This is a genomic window from Nonomuraea pusilla (assembly GCF_900109355.1).
GTDB classification, from domain to species: domain Bacteria; phylum Actinomycetota; class Actinomycetes; order Streptosporangiales; family Streptosporangiaceae; genus Nonomuraea; species Nonomuraea pusilla.
The window spans coordinates 1-26,607 of the sequence record NZ_FOBF01000027.1 but is presented as its reverse complement, the minus strand read 5'-3'; the positions used below and the strand labels follow the sequence as shown (position 1 = coordinate 26,607).

Annotated in this window: 25 protein-coding genes, 2 tRNA genes, 1 rRNA gene and 1 riboswitch; of the genes, 15 read left to right on the top strand and 13 right to left on the bottom strand. The window is 70.4% G+C overall.

The genetic code is table 11. From position 1 onward, the window contains the following. Window positions 1-122: 122 nt before the first annotated feature. Together BMX74_RS37825 and BMX74_RS37820 are read right to left on the bottom strand one after the other, a co-directional pair. Window positions 123-767 (bottom strand): response regulator, encoded by a 645-nt coding sequence (locus BMX74_RS37825; protein WP_055510387.1) that lies wholly within the window; start codon window positions 765-767, stop codon window positions 123-125. Beyond that, on the bottom strand, window positions 758-1,876 hold the full coding sequence (locus BMX74_RS37820; RefSeq protein ID WP_091105274.1) for a sensor histidine kinase: 1,119 nt from the start codon (window positions 1,874-1,876) through the stop codon (window positions 758-760). The genes BMX74_RS37825 and BMX74_RS37820 overlap by 10 nt, the downstream gene beginning before the upstream one ends. Before the next feature lie 141 nt (window positions 1,877-2,017). Here BMX74_RS37820 and BMX74_RS37815 point away from each other — a divergent pair, with 141 nt between their 5' ends. Beyond that, window positions 2,018-3,418 (top strand): serine hydrolase domain-containing protein, encoded by a 1,401-nt coding sequence (locus BMX74_RS37815; protein WP_091105273.1) that lies wholly within the window; start codon window positions 2,018-2,020, stop codon window positions 3,416-3,418. 139 nt (window positions 3,419-3,557) lie between these two features. Here BMX74_RS37815 and BMX74_RS37810 read toward each other — a convergent pair whose 3' ends face one another. Next, window positions 3,558-4,703: an amidohydrolase family protein gene (locus tag BMX74_RS37810; RefSeq protein ID WP_091105271.1), complete on the bottom strand. Its 1,146-nt coding sequence runs from the start codon at window positions 4,701-4,703 to the stop codon at window positions 3,558-3,560. 170 nt (window positions 4,704-4,873) lie between these two features. On the opposite strand from BMX74_RS37810, the gene sigJ reads away from it, so the two are divergent. Continuing rightward, complete coding sequence (gene sigJ / locus BMX74_RS37805) at window positions 4,874-5,782, top strand: RNA polymerase sigma factor SigJ (RefSeq protein WP_055510394.1); 909 nt, start codon at window positions 4,874-4,876, stop codon at window positions 5,780-5,782. Window positions 5,783-5,810: 28 nt separating this feature from the next. Here the strand turns inward: sigJ and BMX74_RS37800 are convergent, their stop codons facing one another. From BMX74_RS37800 to BMX74_RS37790, 3 genes are all read right to left on the bottom strand, one after another. Further along, entirely contained in the window at window positions 5,811-6,782 is a 972-nt protein-coding gene (locus tag BMX74_RS37800; protein WP_177227660.1) for a coiled-coil domain-containing protein, read from the bottom strand. A 5-nt stretch (window positions 6,783-6,787) separates the two neighbouring features. After that, window positions 6,788-6,925, bottom strand: a riboswitch (cyclic di-AMP (ydaO/yuaA leader). A gap of 66 nt (window positions 6,926-6,991) precedes the next feature. Next, the gene (galT, locus tag BMX74_RS37795) at window positions 6,992-8,062 is read right to left on the bottom strand and encodes a galactose-1-phosphate uridylyltransferase (protein WP_091105269.1); all 1,071 of its coding nucleotides are present in this window, start codon (window positions 8,060-8,062) and stop codon (window positions 6,992-6,994) included. Beyond that, window positions 8,059-8,835, bottom strand: a complete 777-nt coding sequence (locus tag BMX74_RS37790) for a DeoR/GlpR family DNA-binding transcription regulator (protein WP_055510400.1) — start codon at window positions 8,833-8,835, stop codon at window positions 8,059-8,061. Before BMX74_RS37790 ends, galT begins: the two co-directional genes overlap by 4 nt. Window positions 8,836-8,879: 44 nt before the next feature. On the opposite strand from BMX74_RS37790, the gene BMX74_RS46805 reads away from it, so the two are divergent. Continuing rightward, window positions 8,880-9,044: a 50S ribosomal protein bL37 gene (locus BMX74_RS46805; protein WP_420538159.1), complete on the top strand. Its 165-nt coding sequence runs from the start codon at window positions 8,880-8,882 to the stop codon at window positions 9,042-9,044. Window positions 9,045-9,088: 44 nt separating this feature from the next. On the opposite strand, the gene BMX74_RS37785 is transcribed toward BMX74_RS46805, so the two are convergent. Next, on the bottom strand, window positions 9,089-10,399 hold the full coding sequence (locus BMX74_RS37785; protein ID WP_055510401.1) for a TrpB-like pyridoxal phosphate-dependent enzyme: 1,311 nt from the start codon (window positions 10,397-10,399) through the stop codon (window positions 9,089-9,091). 96 nt (window positions 10,400-10,495) lie between these two features. Between BMX74_RS37785 and BMX74_RS37780 the strand changes: the two genes are divergently transcribed. After that, entirely contained in the window at window positions 10,496-11,161 is a 666-nt protein-coding gene (locus tag BMX74_RS37780) for an HAD family hydrolase (RefSeq protein WP_091105267.1), read from the top strand. On the opposite strand, the gene BMX74_RS37775 is transcribed toward BMX74_RS37780, so the two are convergent. Further along, window positions 11,151-11,780, bottom strand: a complete 630-nt coding sequence (locus BMX74_RS37775; protein WP_055510404.1) for a nucleoside/nucleotide kinase family protein — start codon at window positions 11,778-11,780, stop codon at window positions 11,151-11,153. The genes BMX74_RS37780 and BMX74_RS37775 overlap by 11 nt on opposite strands. Window positions 11,781-11,824: 44 nt before the next feature. Here BMX74_RS37775 and BMX74_RS37770 point away from each other — a divergent pair, with 44 nt between their 5' ends. Next, on the top strand, window positions 11,825-12,625 hold the full coding sequence (locus BMX74_RS37770; RefSeq protein ID WP_091105265.1) for a class I SAM-dependent methyltransferase: 801 nt from the start codon (window positions 11,825-11,827) through the stop codon (window positions 12,623-12,625). A gap of 126 nt (window positions 12,626-12,751) precedes the next feature. Here the strand turns inward: BMX74_RS37770 and BMX74_RS37765 are convergent, their stop codons facing one another. Next, window positions 12,752-13,492: a class I SAM-dependent methyltransferase gene (locus BMX74_RS37765; protein WP_218154183.1), complete on the bottom strand. Its 741-nt coding sequence runs from the start codon at window positions 13,490-13,492 to the stop codon at window positions 12,752-12,754. Between the two features lie 64 nt (window positions 13,493-13,556). Then, a tRNA-Gly gene (locus BMX74_RS37760) sits at window positions 13,557-13,627 on the bottom strand. An 88-nt stretch (window positions 13,628-13,715) separates the two neighbouring features. Here BMX74_RS37760 and BMX74_RS37755 point away from each other — a divergent pair. Further along, window positions 13,716-13,792, top strand: a tRNA-Pro gene (locus BMX74_RS37755). 70 nt (window positions 13,793-13,862) lie between these two features. On the opposite strand, the gene BMX74_RS37750 is transcribed toward BMX74_RS37755, so the two are convergent. After that, a complete protein-coding gene (locus BMX74_RS37750) occupies window positions 13,863-14,315 on the bottom strand; it encodes a GNAT family N-acetyltransferase (RefSeq protein WP_218154182.1) in 453 nt (150 codons plus the stop codon). 41 nt (window positions 14,316-14,356) lie between these two features. Then, the gene (locus tag BMX74_RS37745; RefSeq protein WP_091105262.1) at window positions 14,357-14,845 is read right to left on the bottom strand and encodes a hypothetical protein; all 489 of its coding nucleotides are present in this window, start codon (window positions 14,843-14,845) and stop codon (window positions 14,357-14,359) included. Window positions 14,846-14,885: 40 nt separating this feature from the next. Between BMX74_RS37745 and BMX74_RS37740 the strand changes: the two genes are divergently transcribed. After that, entirely contained in the window at window positions 14,886-15,386 is a 501-nt protein-coding gene (locus BMX74_RS37740; RefSeq protein ID WP_256257523.1) for a DinB family protein, read from the top strand. A gap of 289 nt (window positions 15,387-15,675) precedes the next feature. Here BMX74_RS37740 and BMX74_RS37735 read toward each other — a convergent pair whose 3' ends face one another. Beyond that, complete coding sequence (locus BMX74_RS37735) at window positions 15,676-16,155, bottom strand: ATP-binding protein (protein WP_082535712.1); 480 nt, start codon at window positions 16,153-16,155, stop codon at window positions 15,676-15,678. Window positions 16,156-16,388: 233 nt separating this feature from the next. On the opposite strand from BMX74_RS37735, the gene BMX74_RS37730 reads away from it, so the two are divergent. The 8 genes from BMX74_RS37730 to BMX74_RS37695 all read left to right on the top strand — a co-directional run. After that, on the top strand, window positions 16,389-17,255 hold the full coding sequence (locus BMX74_RS37730; RefSeq protein ID WP_055510411.1) for a helix-turn-helix domain-containing protein: 867 nt from the start codon (window positions 16,389-16,391) through the stop codon (window positions 17,253-17,255). A gap of 166 nt (window positions 17,256-17,421) precedes the next feature. Continuing rightward, window positions 17,422-18,822 (top strand): trigger factor, encoded by a 1,401-nt coding sequence (gene tig, locus BMX74_RS37725; protein ID WP_091105260.1) that lies wholly within the window; start codon window positions 17,422-17,424, stop codon window positions 18,820-18,822. A 106-nt stretch (window positions 18,823-18,928) separates the two neighbouring features. After that, window positions 18,929-20,482 carry a Na+/H+ antiporter gene (locus tag BMX74_RS37720; protein WP_091105258.1) on the top strand — a complete coding sequence of 518 codons (1,554 nt, stop codon included), beginning with the start codon at window positions 18,929-18,931 and terminating at the stop codon, window positions 20,480-20,482. A 112-nt stretch (window positions 20,483-20,594) separates the two neighbouring features. Next, window positions 20,595-21,227, top strand: a complete 633-nt coding sequence (locus tag BMX74_RS37715) for a ClpP family protease (protein WP_055510416.1) — start codon at window positions 20,595-20,597, stop codon at window positions 21,225-21,227. 11 nt (window positions 21,228-21,238) lie between these two features. After that, window positions 21,239-21,862, top strand: coding sequence for an ATP-dependent Clp protease proteolytic subunit (locus BMX74_RS37710; RefSeq protein WP_055510418.1), 624 nt, complete (start codon window positions 21,239-21,241; stop codon window positions 21,860-21,862). Between the two features lie 175 nt (window positions 21,863-22,037). Next, window positions 22,038-23,321, top strand: coding sequence for an ATP-dependent Clp protease ATP-binding subunit ClpX (gene clpX / locus BMX74_RS37705; RefSeq protein WP_055510420.1), 1,284 nt, complete (start codon window positions 22,038-22,040; stop codon window positions 23,319-23,321). A gap of 73 nt (window positions 23,322-23,394) precedes the next feature. Beyond that, on the top strand, window positions 23,395-25,968 hold the full coding sequence (locus tag BMX74_RS37700) for a valine--tRNA ligase (protein WP_055510421.1): 2,574 nt from the start codon (window positions 23,395-23,397) through the stop codon (window positions 25,966-25,968). A 428-nt stretch (window positions 25,969-26,396) separates the two neighbouring features. Beyond that, a 16S ribosomal RNA gene (locus BMX74_RS37695) occupies window positions 26,397-26,607 on the top strand; the annotation flags it as partial.

The following is a 26,607-nucleotide window of genomic DNA, read 5'->3' as shown; positions in this document are numbered from 1 at the left end:
GGCGCGGCCGGCGCGGCCGGCTTCGCTTCGGCGGCACCCACACCTTCGTGGACGGTGACCGCCGCGGCCAGGTCGGCCATGGCGGCATGCCGAGGACCCAGGCGCTCCGTGGCGCTCGGCACCTAATCGTCGAGGTAGCGCAGGATGGCCAGCACCCGGCGGCTGTAGCCGGCGTCGCGCGGCAGCTCCAGCTTGTCCATGAGCGAGTGGATGTGCTTCTCGACAGTGCTCAGCGACACGTGCAGGCGTTCAGCGATCGCCGTGTTGACGTAGCCCTGGGCGAGGTGCCGCAGCACCTCCGTCTCGCGCGGGCTCAGCCTGCTCAGCGGGGCAGTGTGAACGGTACGAGTGAGCAGTTGGCGGACCACCTCGGGATCGAAGGCCGTACCGCCCGCACCGATCCGCTCCAGCGCGTCGAGGAAGTCGGCCACCTCGGAAACGCGGTCCTTGAGCAGGTACCCCAGAGCTGCGGCGTCGCCGGCGAGGAGCCTGGCCGCATAGGTCTTCTCCACGTACTGGGACAGGACGAGCACGCCGACGCCCGGGTGGCGCTCGCGGATCTCGAGCGCTGCGCGCAGTCCTTCGTCGGTGTGCGTCGGCGGCATCCGTACGTCGACCACCGCCACGTCGGGCGGACGTTCATCGATCGCCTCAAGGAGCGCCCGCGCGTCGCCGACGGCGGCCACGATCTCATGCCCGGCGTCGGCGAGCAGCCGCGTCAGCCCTTCGCGGAGCAGTACCGAGTCGTCTGCCAGGATCACCCGCACGGGACCTCCTTGGGCAGCGTGGCCGCGATCCTGGTGGGCCCGCCCGGCGGGCTGTCGACGGTGAACACGCCGTCCAGCGCCCGGACGCGCCTGGCGAGCCCGGACAGCCCTCCGCCCGAGGGGTCGGCGCCACCCGCGCCGTCATCGGAGACCGCCACGCTCACGACCTGCTCGTGCTCCTCCATCACGACCAGGATGTCACGCGCGCCCGCATGCTTGATCGCGTTGCTGATCGCCTCGCGGACGACGAAGTACAGGGCGGTCTCGATCTCGGAGACGGGCCGTTCGACCAGCCCGTAACGGATGGTCACCGGCACGCTGGACTGCTCGGCGACGCCGGCGAGCGCGGCACGCAGCCCCAGTTCGTCGAGCGCGGTCGGGTAGATCCGCCAGGCCACGCTGCGCAGCTCGTCCAGGAGCTCGCGTGACTCGGTGTAGGCCTGGGCGACCAACTCGCCGGCCTTGGCCGGGTCGGCGGCGTGCTGCGCGCGACCGAGCAGCATCGCCAGCGCGATCCCCCGCTGCTGGACACCGTCGTGCAGGTCGCGCTCGATCCTGCGGCGCTCCTCGTCCACGGCCCGGACGATGTCGGACCGGGTGGCGGTCAGCTCGGCTATGCGCCGGCGTATCCGCTCCTGGCTGCTCGGCCCGAGGAGCCGGTCGGCGAGCCGCCCCTCCGCGGCGCCGGCGGCGAGCATTCCGGCCAGGGTCAGCCCGAGCAGGAACCCCCCTGTCAGCAGCCCCACCACGCCGGCGTTGCTGATCACGTTCACGCCGGGGAGGTCGATCGGCACGGACTCGCTTTCGCCGGTCAGCAGGTCCCACAACCCTCCGAACAGGAGCAGGCCGCTGAAGAACAGCCCCTCGGCCACGCCGAACCCTGCCACGAGTCCCACGACGGCGCGCACGGCGAGAAAGCCGTACCCGCCACCGGCCGGGACCGTCCGATGCCCCAACCACCTGGCGAGTCGTAACCGTTCGAGCGACAGCAGCCGCTCCGCGATCCGGTCGCAGGTGGGCCGCGTCGCCGGGATGAGGCGAACAGGACCGGCCACGCAGAGGAACACCAGCTCGACCACGCCGAGGACCGCGCCCGCCAGAACTCCCATCAAGGTGCGCGCACCACGTCGACCTGACACGGCCTGCAGTCTAGGCAGCGCATCACCTGCGCGTTCATAGCGGTTTCCCGTAACAGACGCGGAGGTTTCCCCCCATGGCGGAGGGGTGAGGGGCGTCATTAGCTTCGGCAGGTGCTCAGAACCGCCCTCGCCGCCATCTGCCTCACCGTCGTCCCCAGCATCCTCACGCCGGCCCCCGCGTCGGTCGACGCCTACGTCGAGCGATACCGGGCGGCCACGGGCCTGCCGGGCGTCGCGGTGGCGATCACGAAAGGGGGCAGCGTCATCCACGCCGCCGGATACGGCAAGACCGCCACGGGCGAGCCCGTCACAGCCGACACCCCCATGGCGGTGGCCTCGGTCAGCAAGTCCTTCACCGCCTTGGCCGTCATGCAGCTGGCCGAGAAGGGCGAGCTCGCCCTCGACCAGCCGGTGCGCCGCTACCTGCCCGAGTTCACGATGGCCGACCCCCGGGCCGCGAAGATCACCGTACGGCAGCTGCTCGACCAGACCTCGGGCATGGCCGACTCGGCCTTCCGCGAGAAGAGCCTGCCTCAACCGGACACGCTCCAGGGCGCCGTGGCCCGGCTCAGAACGGCCGGGCTCGCCGCGGAGCCCGGGACCGCCTTCAGCTACCACAACACCAACTACCAGGTCGCCGCCCGGCTCGTCGAAGTGGTCAGCGGCCGGCCGTTCGCGGCCTACCTCGCCGCGCACGTCTTCGAGCCCCTCGGCATGCGCCACAGCACGACTCTCAACACCGACCGCGACCTGCCCGGCACCGCCCGCGGCCACCTGTACGTCCTCGGCCAGGCCCTCGCTCTGCCCGAGCCCACAGGATTCGGAAACGGTTCGGGCGGGGTGCTCAGCACCGCCGGCGACATGGCCAGGTGGCTGATCGCGCAGAACAGCGGACTCCCTGGCCTGCTGTCCCCGCGAGCCGTCAGGGAGATGCGCACGCCGTCGAAGCCGAACAAGGAGTACGCCCTCGGCTGGTACGTCGGCAGGACCGAACGCGGCACCCCCGTGCTGGAGCACGGCGGAGACCTCTTCACCTCCACCGCCCACCAGGTGCTGATGCCGGACTCCGGCTACGGCATCGCCGTCATGGCCAACACCGGCATGGCGTTCTCCGATGCCCACGCCCTCATGACCGGCATCATCGCCATCATCGAAGGCGGCACTCCGCGGCCGCCCTCCACGCAGTCCCTGGTCCTCACCGACGCGCTCTTCGCCTTGCTGACCTTGGTGACCGTCGGGCTCGCGGCGCGGGGAACCGTACGCGCTCGGCGGTGGGCCGCGCGCCGCAGGGGGTGGCAGCTGTGGCGGCTGGCGCCGTACCTGGTGCCGATCGCGTTGTGCGCGACGATCGCGCCGATCCATCGCGTCCTGGCGCGCGGCCGCGACGCCGCGTGGATCCAGCTGGCCTACCTCTACCCGACGTTCATGATCTGGCTGGTGACGGCCGCGGCGGCGGGCCTGACGGTGGTCGCCGCCCGCCTCTGGGGCACGGCACGGCTACGACGGCGATGAGACGCGCCCGATGCCCGGCCGGCCTCGGAGATGAGCGCATCGCCTTCGGTCATGCGTCGGCCTGGCCTCGTCGAGGACCAGGCCGACGCTGCCGTACCGGGAGGCCCGTCAGTCGGCGCGCCACGCTGGGCGGGCGCTCCTAGCGGGTCTGGCGCGTTCCGCGGCGCCAGACCTCGGCGATCGAGCCGGTAGCGGTGATGTCGCGGGTCGGGTCGCCTTCGACCAGCACCAGGTCCGCGCGGAGACCAGGGGCGATCCGGCCGCGGTCGGCCAGCCCGAAGTGGCGCGCGGGCAGGCTCGTCGCGGCCGCGAGCGCCTCTTCGGCGCTGAGCCCTGCCTCGGTCAGCAGCTGCAGCTCCCGGTGCATGCCGGCGCCGTGGGCAGGGACGAACGGGGTGGCGTCCGTCCCGGCGAGCAGTGGCACGCCCGCGCTGCGCAGGGCCCGCAGCGCGCCGACGGCGTTGACGGAGCTGCCGGGACGGGCGCAGTCGGCCGTCTCGACGTGCTGCGCGGTGATCGCCTCGAAGTAGGCGAGCGTGGTCACCGCGAAGACGCCCTGGCTGCGAACCCGCTCGGCCAGTCGCTGGGAGGCCGGGTCGTCCGGCGCCAGGTCGGTCCACACATGAGCCAGGCCGTCGACGCCGGCGTCGAGGGCGATCTCCACCTCGGAGGCGGTGATCGCGTGAGCGACGACCTGTAGTCCCGCCTCGTGTGCCGCCGTGACGAGGGCGGCGGCGATGTCCGCCGTCATCACGGGAAGCTCGGCCCCGTGCACGGTGCCGTCGTCGATGACGATCTTGAGGTAGTCGGCCCCCTCGGCCAGCCGGGCCTTGACGAAGGCCGGCGCCTGCGCGGGATCGGAGACGAAGTCGATCGCCGCGGCGTCGAGCCCGCTCAGGACGGTGCCCGCCAGGGCCGCGAGCAGCTGCGTCGGGTGCCCGCCCGGCGCGGTGGCCAGCGTGCCGGCGCTGCGGAGATCGGCCACGTCGTCGTTGTCGGCGGCCAGCCGCCGCTGCCCCTCAAGGATCTGGGGGAGGCAGAACATGTCGAGTTCGGTGGTGACCCCGTACCGCAGGGCCTGCGCCAGGCTGCCGTCGAACACGTGGGTGTGCGCGTCGATCAGCCCGGGCAGCAGCGTCCTGCCCGTCCCCTCGATCTCGACATCGGCCGGGCGGTCCGCGCCGGCGCCGACCGCGGCGATCAGATCGTCCTCGATCACCACGTCGGCCGTCGCGATGGTGCGCTCGCCGTCGAACACCCTGACGTCGCGGATCAGTGTACGCATCGAAGATCTTCCCTCTGGGTCGTGAATCCTTGGACGCCACCAGAGAGGGATGCCGGCCAGGGAGTGTGACATCGCGGCCCACGGCCGTGGCGCAGATCACGTCCGAGGCGGTCATGTCACACTCGGCACGTCGGGACACTCTTCGGTCACGGCAAACGAGGAGGCACGCCATGACATCGACCCCACGGCACGCGACCGACGCCGTCACCGAGCAGTTCCTCGGCTACCGGGAACTGCTGTTCTCGGTGGTCTACAACATGCTCGGCAGCGTCGCCGACACGGAGGACGCGCTGCAGGAGGTCTGGCTGGCCTGGTCCGCCCGGCACCGCGGGCAGGAGGCCGGAGCGGTCGAGAACGCTCGCGCCTATCTGGTGCGTATCGCGGTGAACCAGGCACTCGCCCGGCGCGCGAACCTGAGCCGCAGGCAGGAGACCTACGTCGGCCCCTGGCTGCCGGAGCCGCTGGTCACGGCCGAGGACAACGCCAGCGCCACCGCCGAGCGCGCGGAGTCGTTGTCGATGGCGGTGCTGGTGGTGCTGGAAACGCTGTCGCCGCTGGAACGGGCGGTGTTCGTGCTGCATGAGGTGTTCGGTTTCAGCCATCCCGAGACAGCCGACATCCTCGGCCGCACGCCGGCCGCGGTCCGCCAGCTCGCGGCCCGCGCGCGCCGCCACGTCCAGGCGCGCCGTCCCCGTCACCGGGCCGAGCCCGACGTCCACGCCCAGGTCACCGAACGGTTCGCCGCGGCCGCCCTCGGCGGCGACCTGCGGGCCCTGCTCGAGGTGCTGGCGCCGGACGTGACCTTGTGGACCGACGGCGGAGGCAAGGGGCCCGCCACCAGCCTGCACCCGGTGCACGGCCGCGACCAGGTGGCCGCGCTGTTCATGTCGGTCGCCGCGACGCTGTCCCCGGGGGAGGTGGACCTGCGTTACCGGCGGGTGGCCGGCGACCCGTGCGCGCTCGTCTTCTCCGGCGACAGCCCGCTCGCCGTGGTCGTCGTGGAACTCACGCCCGACGGCGACCGCATCGCCGCCGTCTACTCGGTCACCAACCCGGAGAAGCTCACGGGAGTCCGCTGAGAGCAGCGGCGCCCGCCACCCCCTGCTTTCAGTACATCGAGATGTGGACGTGGTCGTAGTGGTTCTCGGTGATGCTGCCGCGGTCGGACATGGGGCGCCAGCCGGAGCCGGAGTTGATGCGCTGCTTCCAGATGACGTACTTGACGCCGATCTTGGTGCGGTTCTGCAGGGCCCAGGCGGCGATGCGGTCGCCGAGGGCGTTGTCGGCGGCCGTGGGCATGGTGCCGCCGGAGCTCATCATGAAGTCGCAGGCGCGTCCGAGCGGGTGTTCGCCGCTGGAGCCGGAGCGGAAGCAGCCGACGGTGAACGGCAGGGCGAAGTTCTTCTGGATGAGGCCGCGCATGGCGCTGGTACGCGGCGTGATGTTGTCGGAGCCCGTCGGCAGCTGGGGCGCCCAGCTGCCGTCGGGGCGGCGGCCGGGTGAGAACGGGACGAGGTCCTTGAGCTTCTTCTCGATGTCGTCGATGACGTCCTGGGCCTCGTCGCGCTGCGTGGCCACCTCGGCGGCGTCGGCGCGGATGCCGGCGGCGAGGGCGGTGGCCTCGTCGGCGGCGCGCTTCCCGTCGTCGCGTGCCTTGGCGACGCTCTGGATGACGGCCTGCTGCTCGGCGGCGAGCTGTTCGAGGACGGCGGCTCTCTGCCCGGCCTGGGGGAGCAGCACGGTGGGCAGCGAGGCGTCGCCCACCTGGTACCGGAGCCTGGCGATGTCGGCGACGCGCTGCTCGGCGGTGGACAGGGCCTTCTCGGCGTCGGCGAGGCGCCGCCTGGCGGCCTTCTCGGCCTCCTGGGCCTTGGCCAGGTCGACCCGTTTGAGGTTGTACTGCTCGATCAGCTTGTCGACCTTGCCGTTGAGCTTCTTCAGCTCGGCGCGGAGTTGCTTCTCGGTGGGCTTCGGCGCCGCGGCAGCGGGGGCGGTGGGCGTCAGGGCGACGGTGGCCGCGGCGATGAGACAGACGGCATGTACGAGACGGGCATGATTCGCGGGGGACGAAGCCGCCACGTGATGGTTCCTCTCCCTCTGCCGGCCGGGTTAGCTGACGGGTTCGGGCAAGGGAGCTGCCCTACCACCGAAGTGGATTCACCCCAGGTGCGGTGGGCCCCCGGCTCCCGGGCGACACGCCCGGGATTAGGCATAACGACCGATTTTGGCCGCGCATGAGGGGATATTAGTGGTAGATCACAGGTAATGCGACTCCAAGGAGAAATCTATTAGTGATCGATTTGTGATCGGAGCATGCGGGCCGCCTCCTCCGGCAGGACGTCGTTCACGAACGCCCCCATCGCGGACTCCGAGCCCGCCAGATACTTCAGCTTGCCCGGCGCCCGCCTGATGCTGAACAGCTCCATGTGCAGGTATGCCAGGTCGCGCCGCCACCGTACGGGAGCCTGGTGCCAGGCCGCGATGTACGGCATCGCCACCCCGAACAACCCGTCCAGGGCACGCAGCACGGAGGTGTAGAGCGGCGCGAACGTGGCGCGCTCCTCCTCGGTGAGCGCGGCGAGGTCGGGCGCCTGCCTGCGGGGGTAGAGGTGCACCTCGAACGGCCAGCGCGCGGCGGCCGGGACGAAGGCGGTCCACAGCTCGTTCTCGGCCACCACCCGTACGCCGGCGGCCCGCTCGGCGGCCAGCACGTCGGCGAACAGGTTGCCTCCCCGGTGCCGCGACGCGGCGTCGAGCTGGAGCCGCGTCCTCGGCGTGACGTACGGGTAGGCGTAGATCTGCCCGTGCGGGTGGGTGAGGGTGATGCCGATCTCCTCGCCCCGGTTCTCGAAGCAGAAGACCTGCTCCACACCCTCGATCGCGGACAGTTCCGCGGTGCGGTCGGCCCACGCCTCCATGACCAGCTCGACCTGTTCGTCCGAGAGCTGGGAGAAGGACGAGGAGTGGTCCGAGGTGAAGCACACCACCTCACACCGCCCCACACCCGGACGCACCTCGCTCAGACCCCCCGCATCCGCATAAGTCCCAAAATTTCCGGAGAAGGAGGGGAAGCGGTTCTCGAAGACCACCACGTCGTAGTCGGACGCCGGGATCTCCGACGCCCGCGTCTCCGACGACGGGCACAGGGGACACTGGTCGGGCGGCGGCATGAACGTCCGGGTCTGCCGGTGTCCCGCCATCGCGATCCACTCCTCCGTCAGCGGGTCGTACCGCAGCTCGGAGGCCACCGGACGCGGATCCAGCGGTCGCCGGTCCACGGCGCCGCGGTCGGCGTCGTCGCGCCGGTCGAAGTAGATGAGCTCCCGGCCGTCGGCCAGGTGGGTGATGGTGCGCTTCACGAGCCCTCCGCGATGATCAGTTCTCCGGCCCGTTCGGCCAGTTCCTTGCGTGCCTCCGCGGGCAGGTCCGCGTCGCTGACCACCACGTCCGCCTCCGCGAGTTCGGCGATCGTGCTGATGCCGACGGTGTTCCACTTCGTGTGGTCGGCGGGGACGACGAGCCGGTGCGCCGCGGCCACGAGTTCCCTGTCGGTCTCGGACTCCAGCAGGTTCGGCGTGGTGAACCCCGCGCGCACGCTCATCCCGTGGACGCCCAGGAAGAGCGTGTCGACGTGCAGCCGCCTGATCGCGGCGACGGCCACCGGGCCGACGAGCGCGTCGGAGGGCGTGCGGACCCCGCCGGTGAGGACGACGGTGCGGTCGGGACGCGGGTTGCGGTGGAAGACCTCGGCGACCGGGATCGAGTTCGTGATCACGGTGAGCTCGGGCACGGTGGTGAGGTGGTGGGCGAGCGCCCACGTGGTGGTGCCCGCGGAGAGCGCGATGGCGGTGCCGGGGTGCACGAGCTGGGCGGCGCGCCGCGCGATGGCCTCCTTCTCGGGCTGCTGGCGCGCGGACTTGGCGGTGAAGCCGGGCTCCTCGGTGGAGCCGGGGCCGATGGCGGTGGCGCCGCCGTGCACCTTCTCCAGCAGCCCCCGCTCGGCCAGCACTTCCAGGTCGCGGCGGATCGTCATGTCGGACACGCCGAGTTCGCGTACGAGGTCGGCCACGCGGACGCCGCCGCTGCTGCGCACCCGTTCGAGGATCGCCTGCTGCCGCTGCTGTGCCAGCACCGCCCCGCTCCTTCCAACAGATTCCACCAAATTATGACACGCCTATGTTGGGGAATGTTAGATCGGTCGTATCACTTGTGCGGCGCCGGGGCAGGAGAGATGGTGAGGTTCCGATCCCCGGAGGTGGGCTCATGGCCAGGCGAGCACGCAAGGGCAAGGCGCGCAAGAAGAAGAGGGCGAACCACGGGAAGCGTCCCACGGCACGCTGAAGCGCGGCCCCGCGGCGAGCGGGGCCGCGCGTCCGGCGGTCGCCCTACCCGGGCAGGTGCGTGAGCGCCTCGTCGATGCGCTCCTGCGGGAGCGTGAAGTCCTCCAGGTCGCCCGCCAGGTAACGGTCGTACGCGCCGAGGTCGAAGTGCCCGTGGCCGCACAGCGCGGTCAGGATCACCTTCTCCTCGCCGGTCTCCTTGCAGCGCAGCGCCTCGGCGATGGCCTCGGCCAGCGCGTGCGTCGGCTCCGGCGCGGGCAGGATGCCCTCCGTCCGGGCGAAGCGCACGCCCGCCTCGAAGCACTCGCGCTGCGACCGCGTCACCGCCGTGAACAGGCCCAGCTCGTACATGTGCGACAGCAGCGGCGACATGCCGTGGTAGCGCAGCCCGCCCGCGTGGATCGGGTCGGGGACGAAGTCGTGCCCCAGCGTGTGCATCTTCATCAGCGGGGTCAGGCCCGCCGTGTCGCCGAAGTCGTACGCGTACGTGCCCCGCGTGAACGACGGGCAGGCCGCCGGCTCCACGGCGCGGAACTCCGTGCGCAGGTTGCCCGCCAGCTTCTCGCGCATGAACGGGAAGACCAGCCCGCCGAAGTTCGAGCCCCCGCCGGTGCAGCCGATGACGAGGTCGGGCATCTCGGGCAGTTCGGCGAGCGCCTCCTCGCCGATGACCGTCTGGTGCAGGAGGACGTGGTTGAGCACCGAGCCGAGCGCGTACCGGGCGTCGGGGGTGGACGCGGCCACCTCGACGGCCTCGCTGATGGCGATGCCCAGGCTGCCCGGCGAGTCGGGGTCGTCGGCGAGGACCTTGCTGCCCGCGTTGGTGACGGTGGAGGGGCTGGCGTGCACGGTGCCGCCGTACACCTTCATGAGCGAGCGGCGGTACGGCTTCTGCTCGTACGACGCCTTGACCATCCAGATCTGGCATTCCAGGTCGAACTGCGCGCAGGCGAAGGCCAGCGACGAACCCCACTGCCCGGCGCCGGTCTCCGTGGTGAGGAGGCGGACGCCCTCCTTGGCGTTGTAGTACGCCTGCGGGACGGCCGTGTTGGGCTTGTGGGAGCCCGCGGGGGAGACGCCCTCGTACTTGTAGTAGATCCGGGCGGGCGTGCCGAGCGACTTCTCCAGCCGGTGGGCCCGGATGAGCGGGGTCGGCCGCCAGAGCCGGTAGACGTCCAGCACCTCCTGGGGGATCGGGATGTACCGCTCGGTGCTCACCTCCTGGGCGATGAGCTCCGCGGGGAACAGCGGCGCCAGGTCCTCGGGTCCGATCGGCTGCCTGGTGGCGGGATGCAGCGGCGGAGGGGGCGGCGAGGGTAGATCTGGAACGATGTTGTACCAGTTGCTCGGGATCATCGCCCCAGTGTGACGCCGCCGCGGCCGCGTTTTCCAGTACTCGTGGGAGACAGCTCCGTGGGTTATCGTGGTTGAATGACTTCACAATCTAAGGCCGTGAAAATCGAAGCAGTCATCTTCGACATCGGCGGAGTCCTGGAGATCACGCCGCGCCTCGGCGTCAACGACGCCTGGGAGGCCAGGCTCGGGCTGCCCGCGGGCGGCATCGGCGTCCACATGGGCGATGTCTGGGCCGCCGGGATGATCGGCGCGGTCACCGAGCAGGACGTCGAGACCAGGCTCGCCGCCCTCCTCGGCCCCCACACCGGCGACTACCTCGCCGACCTGTGGAAGGAGTACCTGGGCACGCTCAACGCCGAGCTCACCGCCTACCTCCGGGGCCTGCGCCCCCGCTGCCGTACCGGCATCGTCAGCAACAGCTTCGTCGGCGCCACCGCGCGCGAACAGGCCGCGTACGGCTTCGGCGACCTCGTCGACGTGCTCGTCTACTCGCACGAGGCCGGCGTGGCCAAGCCCGACCCCCGCATCTTCCACCTCGCCTGCGAGCGCCTCGGCGTCGCGCCCGGGCAGGCGGTGTTCCTCGACGACCACGAGCCGTACGTGGAGGGCGCCCGCGCGGCCGGGCTGCACGCGGTGCGCTTCCACCACAACCAGCAGGCCATCGCCGAGATCGAGGCCCTGCTCGACCGCCGACCGCCGACCGGCGCCGGCCAGGCTCAGCCGGCGAACAGCACCGCCGGCCCGGCCCGGCTCAACCCGTGAACAGCACCGCAGGCCGCTCCGGATGGTCGGCGCGCACCACCACGTCCGCCGCCTCCTGAGGGCGCGTCTCACGCTCGTACCTGCGGTAGGCGGGCAGCCGCCACCGCTCCTCCTCCTGCGTGCCCCGCGCCAGCGCCCCCTCCGACAGCCACAGGTGCACGCTCAGCTCGACCGGCAGGCCGCGGCCGAGCAGCAGCGTCCCGTCCAGCACCAGCACCCCGCCCCTCGGCAGCACCCGGTACGGCTCCCGGTAGGCGCGGTCCACCCGGCTGTCCCACAGCCTCGCCAGCACCCGCCCCGAACCCCCGGGCCCCAGCGGTTCCAGCACCTCCCGCAGCAGCGCCCCCACGTCCAGCCAGTCGTCGTGGAACGCGTCAGGGTCGGTCCTGCCGTACTCCAGCCGCAGCGACGCGGGCCGCAGGAAGTCGTCTGCCGACACCCGCAGCACCTCGCGCCCGCGCAGCCGCAGCGGGGCCACCAGCTCGTCGGCCAGCGCGCCCGGCCCGGCCGGGGGCGCGCCGTCGACGGCCACCCGCACCCAGCGGTCGCGCGGGAACCCGCCGACCCGGTCGGCCAGCTCCTCCACCAGCGCCGCGCGGGAGATCGGTCGTGCTCGCATCGATCTCCACCCTACGGAAGACGCGGGCGGTAGTGTCGCCGACCATGGCCGACCACGACCACCTGCACCGGCTCCGCCAGACCTTCAACGAGGACGCCGAGCTCTACGACCGCGCCCGCCCCTGCTACCCGGCCGAGCTCTTCCGCGACCTCGACCGCCTCGCGGGAACCGGCCCCGGCTGCCGCGTCCTGGAGATCGGCTGCGGCACGGGCAAGGCGACCGTCCCGCTGGCCGAACGGGGCTGCGTGATCACCGCCGTCGAGCTCGGCGCCGACATGGCCGCCGTCGCCCGCCGCCACCTCGCGCCCTTCCCCGAGGTCGAGGTGGTGACGTCGGCGTTCGAGGACTGGCCGCTGCCGCCGCGGCCGTTCGACGTCGTCCTGTCCGCCACCGCGTTCCACTGGATCGACCCGCGGGTCCGCGTCGGCAAGGCCGCCGACGCGCTGCGCCCCGGAGGCGTCCTCGCCACCGTCGCCACCTACCACGTCGCCGGGGGCAGCGGGGAGTTCTTCGCGCAGGTCCAGGACTGCTACGAGCGGTTCGACCCCTCCACCCCGCCCGGTCTGCGGCTGTCCCCCTCCGGGGACATCCCGCTCGACAGCGCCGAACTCGACCGGTCCGGCCGCTTCGGTCCCGCCGCCTTCCACCGGTACGAATGGGACATGCCGTACACGACCGACGAGTACGTGGACGTGCTGAACACGTACTCGGGGCATCGCGCCCTGGGACCCGAGGCGCGCGCCGGCCTGCTGCGCTGCATCCGATCGCTGATCGACGGCCTCCACGGCGGCCGGATCGTCAAGCGCTACCTGACGGAGCTCCGCCTGGCGCACCGCCTGCCCTAGCCGCGGACGCCCGCCCCGCTCCCGCAGCCGGCCGGGCGCCGACGCCCGCCCCGCTCCCGCAGCCGGCCGGACGCCCCCGCCCGGCCTGACGTCGCTCCCGCCGCCCGCCCATGACAGGCGTGGCGCTCACGCGGCCGCCCTCGCCACCACGACGAACTCCCCGTCGCCCTCCCCGGCCGGCTGTCGGTCCCAGCCCCCGTACACCCGCTCCACCCTGAACCCCGCCCGCTCCAGGGACGCGCGCAGCTCCTCCTCCGTCCTGAAACGCAGCGTCGAACTGCTCACCAGGGCCGCGCCGCCGGAGAAGGCGTAGTGATGGGTGAAGCCGACGCACCCGCCGGCCACGGCGGTCACCTCCGTCCACACCTCGGCCTCGCGGCCGTCGCCCAGGCGCACCCGGCGCCGCGAGTCCACCGGGTTCCACCGCTCCCACGCGCGCGCCCGCGGGTCCCGCGCGTCGAACAGCAGCCGCCCCCCAGGGACGAGCGCCCTCACGAGGCGTCCGAGGACCTGCGCCCAGGCGCCGTCGTCCACGAACACCTGCGCCACGTGGCTCGTCATCACCGCGACGTCGAACGCCCGCTCGGGAAGCACGTCCGCCGTGCCCTCGACCCACGTCACCCGAGCCGCGCCCGGCTTCGCGCGGGCCGCCTCCAGCGACGCCCGCGCCGGATCCACCCCCGTCACCGCGTGCCCGGCCGCCGCCAGGGCGAGCGCCAGCCGCCCCGTGCCGCACCCCAGGTCCAGCACCCGGGCGCCAGGGGTCTCGCCCACGGCCGTCAGGAAGAAGTCGTCGTCACGCGCCCAGGTGTTGACGGCGTCGTACACCGCCACCAGATCCGGCTCGTTGAACTCGGCGTCCCGCAACCAACCCCCTCGAAAGCACGAAGGCCAGGCCCCCATGCGGGGTGACCTGGCCTTTCGTAACGAGAGCGGACGACGGGAATCGAACCCGCGTAGCTAGTTTGGAAGACTAGGGCTCTACCATTGAGCTACGTCCGCGCGAACCGGTCGAACTCTGGTCTAGACTTCATCCGGTCGTCAGGTCGTAGCGTACCGGAGAAGCGGAGCGCATGCGCACCCGGCGCGGCGGGGCGTGGCGCAGCTTGGTAGCGCGCTTGCTTTGGGAGCAAGAAGTCGCAGGTTCAAATCCTGTCGCCCCGACCAGCGGTACCAGTGCGAAGGCCGCTCCCGATCCTGGGGAGCGGCCCTTTTGCCTGGTGGGCGAGCCTCGTCGTCAGGCGGTGAGGGCGTAGCTCGTGATCCACAGGCCCGGGATGACCTCGGTCTCGCCGGTCAGCGTGAACCCGAGCCGCTCGTACAGGGTTCGCGCGGGCGCGTTGTCCCGGCCGGTCGACACCACGACGCGGCGTCCCCCGGCGCGGCTCACGAGCTCCTTCACGAGGGCGCGTCCGATGCCGCGGCGGTGCGCGGACGGGTGCACGACGAGGCGGTCGATGTCCACCTCGTCGGAGTCCTCCTCCCAGGCGAGCGCGCCGGCGAGCCGGCCGTCGTCCATGGCCGCGAGCCAGCGCAGCGGCGCGGCGACGAGCTCCTCCAGGCTCTCGTGCAGGGGAGGGATCCGGTCGTCCTGGATGAGCTCGGCCTCGACGGCGTACGCGGCGCGCTGCAGGGCGAGCAGCTCGGCCGCGAGCGAACCCCCGGTGGGGGAGATCTCGGTGATCAGCACCGGACCAGTATCCCCGGCGCGACGAGCAGCGGGTCGCGGCCTCAGGGGCACCGGTACCCGTCGTCGTCCCAGCACCCGTCGGCCTGTGCGACGTCCACCCGCAGGCCGCCCTTCTCGCCGAAGGCTACGCCGACGAGCCGCCGGCCGACCCGTTTGACGAGCTGGGCGTCCCCGCAGTCGTCGGAGCAGGCCGGTGCGGGCGGCGACCACCCCGCCTCCGCGAACGCCTCCCAGAGATCGTCGCGCCGCACCGCGGGGGCCACCAGGATCGACACGGCGGCGCCGTTGCCGGCGGAGTCGCAGCCGTTCCACTCCTCGACCCGCACCCGCTCGGCGGACGGCAGGACGTCGCCCACGGCGTTCAGCGAGAACGCGTTCTCGCGCTGGGCGCGGTCGAGACAGGCCTGAACGGAGGCCGGGTGCGTCCCGGTGGCGGGTGTGCAGCCGATCAGGCACGCGGCCAGGAGGACGACGGCGGCGCCCGGCGAACGGCCCGCTCCTGACCGTCTGGACGAGCGGTGTGACCCCATGGCCGAATTAGATCATTCGGGCGGCCTGTAGGGTCGGGCCGTGACTGACAACCGGATGGATCCGCCCTATATCGCCGACGAGCGGGCAATGCTCACCACCTTCCTCGACTGGCACCGCGACACCCTCGCGTTCAAGTGCGAGGGGCTGACCGAGGAGCAGTTGCGGCTGAGGTCCGTCGAGCCGTCGGGGCTGTCGCTGCTCGGCCTGGTCAGGCACATGGCGCACGTCGAGCGCGCGTGGTTCCGCCGGGTGCTGAAGGCCGAGGACGTCCCGCTGCTGTGGGACAAGGCCGCCCACCAGGACGCCGACTTCGACGACGTGGACACCGCCTCCGTGGAGGAGGCGTTCACCGTCTGGCGCGAGGAGGTCGAGATCGCGCGCAGGATCTCCGCCGAGACGTCGCTCGACGCCACGGGGATCCGCCACGGGCGCGACTGCTCGCACCGCTGGATCCTCGTCCACATGATCGAGGAGTACGCCCGCCACAACGGCCACGCCGACCTCCTGCGCGAGCGCATCGACGGTGTGACGGGCGAGTGACGTCGGAGGCCGCGCCCCGGGAAGCCGGCGAGCCGTACGCGGTGGTCGGACGGGGCGTGGTCGGTGTCGAAGACCTGGCGCTCCAGCCCGGCGACGGGGCGGCGGAGGCAGGCGTCCGCGACGGGCGCGTGGTCGGCCGGACACGGGGGTCACGGGGTCGCGGCCGGCGCCGATGAGCACCACGGGCCGTCCGGCCAGGCGCGGCGCGAGCCCGGCGCGCCGCGCGAGGCATGGAGGAAGCCTCGCGAGGCGCAGGGAAGCAGGAGAGGAGAAAGGGAGGCGGGGAGGCTCAGGAGTCGGCGCGGAAGAGCGCCCAGACGGCCTTGCCGCCGCGTGACAGCCGGTCCCAGCCCCAGCACTGGCTGTACGTCTCGACGATGTAGAGCCCCCGCCCGTTCTCGGAGACGAAGTCGGGCTCCTTGGGCCGCGGCATCTCGTCGCTGGGGTCGGCCACGGCCAGCAGCACGTGGGGGGCGACCCGCATCAGCAGCAGGGTGATCTCGCGGTGCCCGGTGGCGGCGTACATGGCGTACCTGACGGCGTTGGTGACCAGTTCCGACACCACGAGGGCGGCGTCGTCGCTGAGGTCCTGCAGTCCCCATCCGCGCAGGGTCCGCCGGGTGACGTCACGGGCGGTCTTCACGGAGTCGGCCTGAAAGGGCAGCGGGCACGAGGTCGCGTACGGTCTGCCGCCCTGGAGGAGGTGGTCGAAGCCCACCTCGCGGGTGAGCTGCAGGCAGTCGGCAGTGGCCAGAGGATCCTCCACCATCTGCCGTTACCTCCCCGCGCGCCATCACTTAGTGCATGTTTGGCCCAATATGCACTAAGCCATCATGGTTCACGACCAGGCGTGGCTGCAAGACCCAAATGCACGTGCAATTGCCATGTGCAACAGCATGCGTCGTTTTGGGACGTACCCTGCCGAATCGGACACGGGGTTGAGACCTTGTCATACCAGGCAATGTGGTGTCACTGTGTGTGCGGACCTTGATAGGAGGCAAAGTGACGCAGAACCAGCCGGGTTCCGGGCCGACGGCGCTGCGCATCCTCCTGGGCTCCCAGCTGCGCAAGCTCCGGGAAGCGAAGAACGTCACCCGTGAGGAGGCCGGCCACCTGATCAGGGGGTCGGAATCCAAGATCAGCCGAATGGAACTCGGCCGGGTGGGCTTCAAGGAACGCGACGTGGCCGACCTGCTGACGTTGTACGGGGTGACCGACCAGCAGGCACGGGCCGCCGTCCTCGACCTTGTCGCCACCGCGAACGAACCGGGCTGGTGGCACCGCTTCAACGACATCCTTCCCACGTGGTTCCAGGCGTACGTCGGCCTCGAGGAGGCCGCCTCGCGGATCAGGACCTATGAGGTCCAGTTCGTGCCTGGGCTGCTGCAGACCAAGGAGTACGCGAGAGCCGTCGTGACCGCTGGCGCGGCGGGCGTCGGAGCGGAGGAGATAGCCAGGAGGGTCGATCTGCGGCTCGAACGCCAGCGGATCCTGGACCGGCCGGACGGCCCGGTCTTCTGGGCGGTCATCGACGAGGCCGCCCTGCGACGCCCCATAGGCGGCGTGGAGGTGATGCGCGCCCAGATCCAGCACCTCGTGGACCTGATGCGCCAGCCGAACATCACCATCCAGGTCATGCCGTTCAGCTTCGGCGGACACAGCGCGGAGGGCGGGGCCTTCAGCATCCTGCGCTTCCCCGACGGAGACCTGCCCGACGTCGTGTACGTCGAGCAGCTCGCCAGCGCGTTGTACCTCGACAAGCGGGAGGACGTGGACCGATACACCGAGGTGATGGAGCGGCTGTGCGCCGTCAGCACCACCCCGGACGAGACGATCGAGCTGCTGAGGGCGATCGCCGACGAGTTCTGAGCGCCGCGCGTCGTTGTCGGGTACGCATCTGCCCTAGACTGGCCATCGGCGTTGGATGCCGCGTGGCGCAGCATGCCCGACGCCGCTCATGTGGGCGCGGCGCGCGAGCCGAACCGATCAGGGACGCGCCCGCGATCACTCGTAGCTTGATCAAGGAGACCATCCCGTGAAGACCGCTGTCGAGGAGCTCAGCCCGACCCGGGTCAAGCTCACTGTCGAGGTGCCGTTCGAGGAGCTGCGCCCGAGCATGGATGCGGCGTACAAGAAGGTCGCGCAGCAGGTGCGCGTCCCCGGGTTCCGCCCTGGCAAGGTGCCCGCCCGCATCATCGAGCAGCGCTTCGGCCGGGCGGTGGTGCTGGAGGAGACCCTCAACGACGCGGTGCCCAAGCTGTACGGCCAGGCCGTCGACGAGGTCGAGGTGTTCCCGGTCAGCCAGCCTGACATCGAGGTGACGAAGATCGAGGACGGTGAGCAGATCGAGTTCACCGCCGAGGTCGACATCCGTCCCAACTTCGACGTGCCCGACTACCAGGGCATCGAGATCACCGTCGACTCCGCCGAGGTCTCCGACGCCGACGTCGACGCCCAGCTCGACGCGCTGCGCCAGCGCTTCGCCACGCTCGCCGGCGTGGAGCGCCCCGCCGCCAACGGCGACTACGTCGTCATGGACCTTCGCGCCGAGATCGACGGCAAGAACATCGAGGAGCAGCAGGCCACCGAGGTCTCCTACGAGGTCGGCGCCGGCTCCGTGCTGCAGGGCCTCGACGCCGCGCTCGAGGGCATGTCCGCGGGCGAGGAGAAGAGCTTCAAGACCGAGCTCGTCGGCGGCGAGAACGCCGGCGAGGAGGCCGACGTCATCATCAACGTCAAGTCGGTCAAGGAGAAGGTCCTTCCCGAGCTCGACGACGAGTTCGCCCAGCTCGCCAGCGAGTTCGACACGCTCGACGAGCTCAAGGCCAGCATCCGCGAGACCGTCCGGCGCAACAAGCTGATCGACCAGGTCGTCCAGGCCCGCGAGAAGGCCCTCGACGCCCTGCTCGAGCAGATCGACATCCCGCTGCCCGAGAGCGCGCTCAAGGCCGAGGTCGACGCCCGCAAGCACAACCTCGACCACCAGGTGGCCGAGAGCGGGCTCAGCCGCGACGCCTTCTTCCGCCTCTACCAGACCACCGAGGAGGAGCGCTTCGCCGAGTTCGAGAAGAACTCCGCGCGCGCACTCAAGGTCGGCTTCGTCCTCGACAAGATCGTCAAGTCCGAGGAGCTGGGCGTCAACGAGCAGGAGCTGACGAACTTCGTCGTCCGCCGCGCCATGGAGATGGGCGTCCAGCCCAACGAGCTGGCCAAGCACCTCGCCGACAACGACCAGCTCACGCTGGCCATGGTCGAGATCGTCCGCGACAAGGCCAAGTCCGTCCTGGGCGACTCCGCCAAGGTCGTCGACACCGAGGGCAACGAGGTCGACCTCAAGGCGATCTACACCGAGATCAACGGCGAGCCCGTCACCGAGGAGTCCGCGGAGGCCGCCGAGGAGGCGTCCGAGGAGTCCGAGGGCAAGTCCGAGGCCTGACCCGAGCCAGGTCGGGGGCGCACGCCCCCGCACCTCTCGTGAGCGTCACGAGGCCCCCGAGCCGAACGGCCCGGGGGCCTCGCGCATTTCTGGGCAGAGGTCCGTCATGGGGGACCAGTTCTTCATCCTCGCGCTGCCCTTGGCCGTCGCCCTCGTGGTCTCCCGCGTGCTCGCCCGCCGGCTCAACCTGCCCGAGCCGATCCTGCTCCTGCCGCTCGGCGTCGCCATGAGCTTCCTGCCCGGCGTCCACGAGGTGCGCGTCCCGCCCGACGTCGTGCTCAACTTCTTCCTCCCGCCGCTCGTCTACCACGCCGCCTTCCTCACCGCCCCGAGGGAGAGCAGGCAGGACGCCGTGCCCATCACCGTCATGGCGGTCGGCCTCACCTGCGCCACGGCCGTGGCCGTCATGTCGGCGGCGAGCCTGGCGATCCCCGGCCTCGGCTGGGCCGCCGCGCTCGCGCTCGGCGCGGCGGTCGCGCCCACCGACCCGGTCTCGGCCACCTCCGTCATGCAGCGCGTCGGAGCCCCCAGGAGGCTCGTGACGATCCTGGAGGGCGAGAGCCTGCTCAACGACGGCGTGGCGCTGACCCTGTGGAGCCTCGCCCTGTCGGGGCTCGCCGTGGAGCTCACGGCCGCGCACGCGGGGCTGACGCTGCTGCGCGTGGCGGGCGGCGGCATCCTGTACGGCCTCGCGCTCGCCTGGCTCATCGCCAGGGTGCGCCCCCTGTTCAAGGATCCGCCCAGCCAGATCGTGCTGTCCCTGATGACGCCGTACCTGGCGTACCTGTCGGCCGAGCATCTCGGCGTGTCGGGCGTGCTGGCGACGATCATGACCGGCTTCGTGTTCGGCGTACGCGGCCAGGGCGTGCTCCAGCCCGCCTCGCGCCTGACCGGCCAGGTGTTCTGGAACGTGCTGGTCCACCTGCTGGAGTCCAGCCTGTTCGTGCTGCTCGGGCTCCAGATGAGCAGCGTGTTCCACGGCGTGCGGCAGGGGCCCTGGACCTGGGCGAGCCTCGCGGTCGCGGCCCTGGCCGCCATCACCGCCGTCGTCGGGCTGCGGCTGCTGTGGAGCCTGCTGGTGCTGCCGCTGGCCCGCGGCAGGACGCCGCTCGACCTGGCCCAGCGGCTCGTCGTCGGCTGGGCGGGCATGCGCGGGGCCATCACGCTGGCCATCGCCCTGTCGCTGCCCCTGAGCGTCCATCAGCGGCCTCTGCTGCTGTTCGTGGCCGCCTGCGTGGTCGTCGCGACGCTGTGCCTGCAGGCGCCCACGCTGGCGCCGCTGCTGCGCACGCTGGGGCTGGGGGAGGCGCGGGCCGAGATGCTGGAGGAGGCGTCGGCGCGCGAGGCCGTCCTGGAGGCGGCCCTCGCCCGGCTCGACGCCCTCGCCGCCGACGACAGGATCGACGACCGTACGGCCCAGGTCTTCAGGCAGCTCTTCGAGCTGCGTCTCGACCGCGTACGGGCGGTGCTCGACGACGAGGAGCCCGCCGCGGCCACGCCGGGAGCGGGCGCGGGCACCGTCCGCCGCGAGCTGGTCAGGGTCCAGCGCGCGAAACTCCGCGATTTGTACAGACGTGGCGAGATCCACGCCGAGACCTTGCGAAGGCTGGACCATGAGCTTGACATGGAGGAACGCCGCAGGGTGACGGGCCGTCAATGAACCGACCTGCGCCGTCAGCGAACAGTACGGGGGACCGGGCATGAGCTGTGGGCCCCGCGCGTTAAGGTCACAAGCAAAGCCAATCGATTACGACGCATCGGAAGGTGACGCTGTGACCAGCCCGCCGACCTTCTACCAGCCTGAGTCGCGAGGCCGTGAAAGCGGTACGGCCTTCCGCCTTGAGGACCAGCTGTACCAGCGCCTGCTGCGTGAGCGGATCATCGTGCTGGGGCAGGAAGTCAACGACGAGATCGCCAACCGGATCTGCGCCGAACTGCTGCTGCTCGCGGCCGACGACCCCGACCGCGACATCACGCTCTACATCAACTCGCCGGGCGGCTCGGTCAGTGCCGGCATGGCGATTTACGACATGATGGAGTACGTACCGAACGACGTCTCCACGGTGGTGATGGGCATGGCGGCCTCGATGGGGCAGTTCCTGCTCACCGCAGGTGCCAGGGGCAAGCGCTACGCCCTGCCACACGCGCGGGTCATGATGCACCAGCCGTCCGGAGGCATCGGTGGCACCGCCGCCGACATCGCCATCCAGGCGGAGCAGATGCTCTACGTGAAGAAGACGCTGGCCGAGCGCATCGCCTTCCACACGGGGCAGCCGCTCGACCAGATCGAGGCCGACTCCGACCGCGACCGCTGGTTCACGGCAGAGGAGGCCAAGGACTACGGCTTCATCGACCACGTCGTGCGCAGCGCGCGTCAGGTGCCCTCCCAGGGCCCCGTCTCTTAGGGGAATCCGAAGTGGATATCAACAGCCGCTACATCATTCCGGAGTTCACGGAGCGCACGTCGTACGGGACGAAGACCCAGAACCCGTACACGAAGCTCTTCGAGGACCGGATCATCTTCCTCGGGGTGCAGATCGACGACGCGTCGGCCAACGACGTCATGGCCCAGCTGCTGACGCTGGAGTCGCTCGATCCCGACCGTGACATCAGCATCTACATCAACTCGCCCGGCGGCTCGTTCACGGCCATGACGGCGATCTACGACACGATGCAGTTCGTCCGGCCCGAGATCCAGACCGTCTGCCTCGGCCAGGCCGCGTCCGCCGCGGCCGTGCTGCTGGCCGGCGGCACCCCGGGCAAGCGCTTCGCGCTGCCGAACGCCCGGGTCCTGATCCACCAGCCCTCCACCGAGGGCGGCGGCCAGGGAAGCGACATCGAGATCCAGGCCCGCGAGATCCTTCGCATGCGGTCCCTGCTCGAGGAGATCATTGCCAGGCACTCCGGCAAGTCCTCGGCTGACGTCCGTAAAGACATCGAACGCGACAAAATTCTCAACGCGGACGAGGCGAAGGCGTATGGTCTGATCGATGACATCATCCCGACCAGGAAGAAGCGGGCTCAGGCCGTCGCTTCCTGACGAGATGTGACCGCACCGGAGCGCTGCCCAAGAGGGCACGTTCCGGTGCGACTCGCCGCCAGGGGGCTCACTGAGGGCCCAGAAGACGGTAACGTCGAAACCTGAGCGGTTCGGACCGGGTCCGGAGGACACGGATCGCGGGAGCAGGGCGGTCCCACGCAAAGGAGTATCTGGGGTGGCACGCATCGGCGACGGGGGAGACCTGCTGAAGTGCTCGTTCTGCGGAAAGAGCCAGAAGCAAGTCAAGAAGCTCATTGCCGGGCCCGGCGTCTACATCTGCGATGAGTGCATCGATCTCTGCAACGAGATCATCGAGGAGGAGCTCTCCGAGTCCTCCGAGCTCAAGTGGGACAACCTGCCCAAGCCGAGGGAGATCTACGAGTTCCTCGACGCCTACGTCATCGGTCAGGACAAGGCGAAGAAGGCGCTCTCGGTGGCGGTCTACAACCACTACAAGCGGGTGCAATCCGGAGACCGGGGCAGAGACGACGGCCTGGAACTGGCCAAGAGCAACATCCTGCTGCTGGGCCCCACGGGCTCGGGCAAGACGCTGCTCGCCCAGACGCTGGCGAAGATGCTCAACGTGCCCTTCGCCATCGCCGACGCCACGGCCCTCACCGAGGCCGGCTACGTCGGCGAGGACGTCGAGAACATCCTTCTCAAGCTCATCCAGGCGGCCGACTACGACGTCAAGAAGGCCGAGACCGGCATCATCTACATCGACGAGGTCGACAAGATCGCCCGCAAGAGCGAGAACCCGTCGATCACCCGCGACGTCTCGGGTGAGGGCGTCCAGCAGGCACTGCTGAAGATCCTGGAAGGCACCACCGCCTCGGTGCCCCCGCAGGGCGGCCGCAAGCACCCGCACCAGGAGTTCATCCAGATCGACACGACGAACGTGCTCTTCATCTGCGGCGGCGCCTTCGCCGGCCTGGAGAAGATCATCGAGTCGCGCATCGGCCAGAAGGGCATCGGCTTCAACGCCATCATCCGCTCGAAGGAAGAGATCGACAGCGTCGACATCTTCGGCGACGTGATGCCCGAGGACCTCCTCAAGTTCGGCATGATCCCCGAGTTCGTGGGCCGCCTGCCGGTCATCACCTCGGTGCACAACCTCGACCGCGAGGCCCTCATCCAGATCCTCACCGAGCCGCGCAACGCCCTGGTGAAGCAGTACCGCAAGCTGCTCGAACTCGACGGCGTGGAGCTCGAGTTCACCGACGGCGCCCTGGAGGCGATCGCCGACCAGGCCATCCTGCGCGGCACCGGCGCGCGCGGCCTGCGCGCCATCCTGGAGGAGGTCCTCCAGTCCGTCATGTACGAGGTGCCCTCCCGCGAGGACGTCGCCCGCGTCGTCATCACCCGCGAGTCGGTGCTGGAGCACGCCATCCCCACCCTCGTCCCGCGCGACCAGCTCGCCGCCAAGCAGCAGCGCACGCCGCGCGAGAAGTCGGCCTGACACCGTCGTCACAGCACACAGGACGCCCCGTGGAGCCATCCATGGGGCGTTCCGCTTGTCCGGCTCCCTAGAATTGGTCACTGTGACAACGCCAGAGCTGCCTACCCAGTACACCCCGGCCGACGTCGAGACCCGTAGCTACGAGCGCTGGGTGTCCGACGGCCACTTCCGCGCCGACCCCGGCAGCCCTCGCGTACCGTTCAGCATCGTCCTGCCGCCGCCCAACGTGACGGGCGTCCTGCACATGGGTCACGCGCTCGACCACTCGATCCAGGACGCGCTCTCGCGCCGCGCCCGCATGCAGGGCCGCGAGACGCTGTGGCTGCCCGGCATGGACCACGCCGGCATCGCCACCCAGAACGTCGTCGAGCGCGAGCTGGCCAAGGAGGGGCTGTCCCGCCACGACCTCGGCCGCGAGGCGTTCGTCGAGCGCGTCTGGGCGTGGAAGGAGGAGTCCGGCGGCCGGATCCTCGGCCAGATGCGCAAGCTCGGCGACAGCGTCGACTGGTCGCGTGAGCGCTTCACCATGGACCCCGGCCTGTCGCGCGCCGTCCAGACCATCTTCAAGAAGCTCTTCGACGACGGCCTGATCTACCGCGCCGAGCGCATCATCAACTGGTGCCCCCGCTGCCTCACCGCGCTGTCCGACATCGAGGTCGAGCACAGCGAGGACGAAGGCGAGCTGGTCTCGATCCGCTACTCCGACGAGATCGTCGTCGCCACCACGCGCGCCGAGACGATGCTGGGCGACACCGCCGTGGCCGTGCACCCGTCCGACGAGCGCTACGCGCACCTGGTCGGCACCATGGTCGAGGTGCCGTTCACCGGCCGGATGATCCCGGTGGTCGCCGACGAGCACGTCGACCCGGCCTTCGGCACCGGCGCGGTCAAGGTCACCCCGGCGCACGACCCCAACGACTTCGAGATCGGCCGCCGTCACTCGCTGCCGTCCATCACGGTGATGGACGAGCGCGGCGTCATCACCGCGCACGGCCCGTTCCAGGGGCTCGACCGCTTCGAGGCCCGGCCCGCCGTGGTGGGCGCGCTGCGCGCCGAGGGGCGCATCGTCGCCGAGAAGCGCCCGTACCTCCACTCGGTCGGCCACTGCTCACGCTGCAAGACGGTCGTCGAGCCGCGCCTGTCGCTGCAGTGGTTCGTGAACGTCGCCCCGCTGGCGAAGGCCGCCGGCGACGCCGTCCGCGACGGCCGCACCCGCATCCACCCGCCGGAGATGGCCAAGCGCTACTTCGACTGGGTCGACGACATGCACGACTGGTGCATCTCCCGCCAGCTGTGGTGGGGTCACCGCATCCCCGTCTGGTACGGCCCGGGCGGCGAGGTCGTGTGCGTCGGCCCCGACGAGGAGCCGCCGGCCGGCTACGTCCAGGACTCCGACGTCCTCGACACCTGGTTCTCGTCGGGCCTGTGGCCGTTCTCCACGCTCGGCTGGCCCGACAGCACGCCGGAGCTCGCCAAGTTCTACCCGACCTCCGTGCTCGTCACCGGCTACGACATCCTGTTCTTCTGGGTCGCCAGGATGATGATGTTCGGGCTCTACGCCATGGACGGCCAGCCGCCGTTCCGGCAGGTGGTCCTGCACGGCATGATCCGCGACCAGCACGGCAAGAAGATGTCGAAGTCGTTCGGCAACGTCGTCGACCCGCTCGACTGGATCGAGCGCTTCGGCGCCGACGCCACCCGCTTCACCCTGCTGCGCGGCGCCAATCCCGGCGCCGACGTCGCGGTGAGCGAGGAGTGGGCGGCCGGCTCGCGCAACTTCTGCAACAAGATCTGGAACGCCACCAGGTTCGCGCTCATGAACGGCGCCGCCGTCGGCTCGCTGGAGGGTGCGCCACTCACCGCGGCCGACCGGTGGATCCTGTCCAGGCTGCAGAGCGTCATCGCGGCGACCGACGCGGCCCTCGACGACTTCGAGTTCGCCAAGGCGTCCGACCTGCTGTACCACTTCGCGTGGGACGAGGTCTGCGACTGGTACCTGGAACTGGCCAAGATCCAGCTCGGCGAGGGGCTGGAGCACACGAGGCTGGTGCTCGGGCACGTCCTCGACGCGCTGCTGCGGCTGCTGCACCCGCTCGTGCCCTTCGTCACGGAGGAGCTGTGGCGGGCGGTCACGGGCCAGGAGACCGTGGTGGCGGCGTCCTGGCCGGCGCCCGACCCCCGGTTCGCCGACCCGTCGGCCGAGGCCGAGATCGAGGCGCTGCAGGAGCTGGTGACGGAGGTCCGCAGGTTCCGCTCCGACCAGGGGCTGAAGCCGGGCCAGAAGGTCGCCGCACGGCTGGCGCTCGGCGGCACGTCGCTCGCGGGCCAGGAGAGCGCCATCCGCGCGCTGCTGCGCCTGACGGAGCCGGAGGAGTCGTTCGACGCCACCGCCAGGTTCAGCGTGGGCGGGGTGACCGTCGAGATCGACACCGCCGGCGCCATCGACGTGGCGGCCGAGCGCAAGCGGCTGGAGAAAGATCTCGCCGCCGCCAGGAAGGAGGCCGCGCAGGTGGCCGCCAAGCTGGGCAACGAGCAGTTCATGGCCAAGGCCCCGGAGGACGTGGTGGCCAAGGTCAGGGGCCGCGCCGAGCAGGCGGAGGCCGACATCGCGCGGCTCGAGGCGCAGCTCGCCGCCCTCGGGGTTTGAAAGCTTCAGACGCGGGGAAGGTCCATTCGTTACCGAAGATGGACCTTCGACCGCGCAGAGGCTGCTAGAGTTTTCTGTGTGGGGCGGTTAGCCCCGACCTCCTTGCTGATCTATCAAGCTTCACGCTGCGTCCGGATGAGATTGGACAAAGGCTGGAAGTTCAGGTAAGTTAGCAGGGTTGCCTCGGAAGGGGCGTCCGGAAGATCCCGAATCGGGCGGTTTGACAAGAATCGTCCGGATCTGGTAATCTGAAGAGGAAGCGAAGTGTGCGCCTCCGCGCAAGGGTCCGAAAGGATCCGGGCAAGGAAGTACGCGTCCGTTTCTTGAGAACTCAACAGTGTGCTTAAAGCCAGTGCATGATTATCATGTAACACCCCGTCATTATTGACGGATTCCTTTATGGTTGGGATTCAACCAGCTTCAAACATTGTTTGGAGAGTTTGATCCTGGCTCAGGACGAACGCTGGCGGCGTGCTTAACACATGCAAGTCGAGCGGAAAGGCCCTTCGGGGTACTCGAGCGGCGAACGGGTGAGTAACACGTGAGTAACCTGCCCCTGACTCTGGGATAAGCCCGGGAAACTGGGTCTAATACCGGATACGACCACTCCAGGCATCTGGTGGTGGTGGAAAGAACTTT

What these genes read in the sequence shown, in the direction of transcription:
- sigJ (WP_055510394.1), top strand. Translation starts at nt 4,874, where the DNA reads ATGACATCGACCCCACGGCACGCGACCGACGCCGTCACCGAGCAGTTC.
- BMX74_RS37720 (WP_091105258.1), top strand. Translation starts at nt 18,929, where the DNA reads ATGGGGGACCAGTTCTTCATCCTCGCGCTGCCCTTGGCCGTCGCCCTC.
- BMX74_RS37745 (WP_091105262.1), bottom strand. Translation starts at nt 14,845, where the DNA reads ATGGGGTCACACCGCTCGTCCAGACGGTCAGGAGCGGGCCGTTCGCCG.
- BMX74_RS37770 (WP_091105265.1), top strand. Translation starts at nt 11,825, where the DNA reads ATGGCCGACCACGACCACCTGCACCGGCTCCGCCAGACCTTCAACGAG.
- BMX74_RS37735 (WP_082535712.1), bottom strand. Translation starts at nt 16,155, where the DNA reads ATGGTGGAGGATCCTCTGGCCACTGCCGACTGCCTGCAGCTCACCCGC.
- BMX74_RS37775 (WP_055510404.1), bottom strand. Translation starts at nt 11,780, where the DNA reads ATGCGAGCACGACCGATCTCCCGCGCGGCGCTGGTGGAGGAGCTGGCC.
- BMX74_RS37785 (WP_055510401.1), bottom strand. Translation starts at nt 10,399, where the DNA reads ATGATCCCGAGCAACTGGTACAACATCGTTCCAGATCTACCCTCGCCG.
- BMX74_RS37810 (WP_091105271.1), bottom strand. Translation starts at nt 4,703, where the DNA reads ATGCGTACACTGATCCGCGACGTCAGGGTGTTCGACGGCGAGCGCACC.
- BMX74_RS37820 (WP_091105274.1), bottom strand. Translation starts at nt 1,876, where the DNA reads ATGGGAGTTCTGGCGGGCGCGGTCCTCGGCGTGGTCGAGCTGGTGTTC.
- BMX74_RS46805 (WP_420538159.1), top strand. Translation starts at nt 8,880, where the DNA reads ATGTTGGGGAATGTTAGATCGGTCGTATCACTTGTGCGGCGCCGGGGC.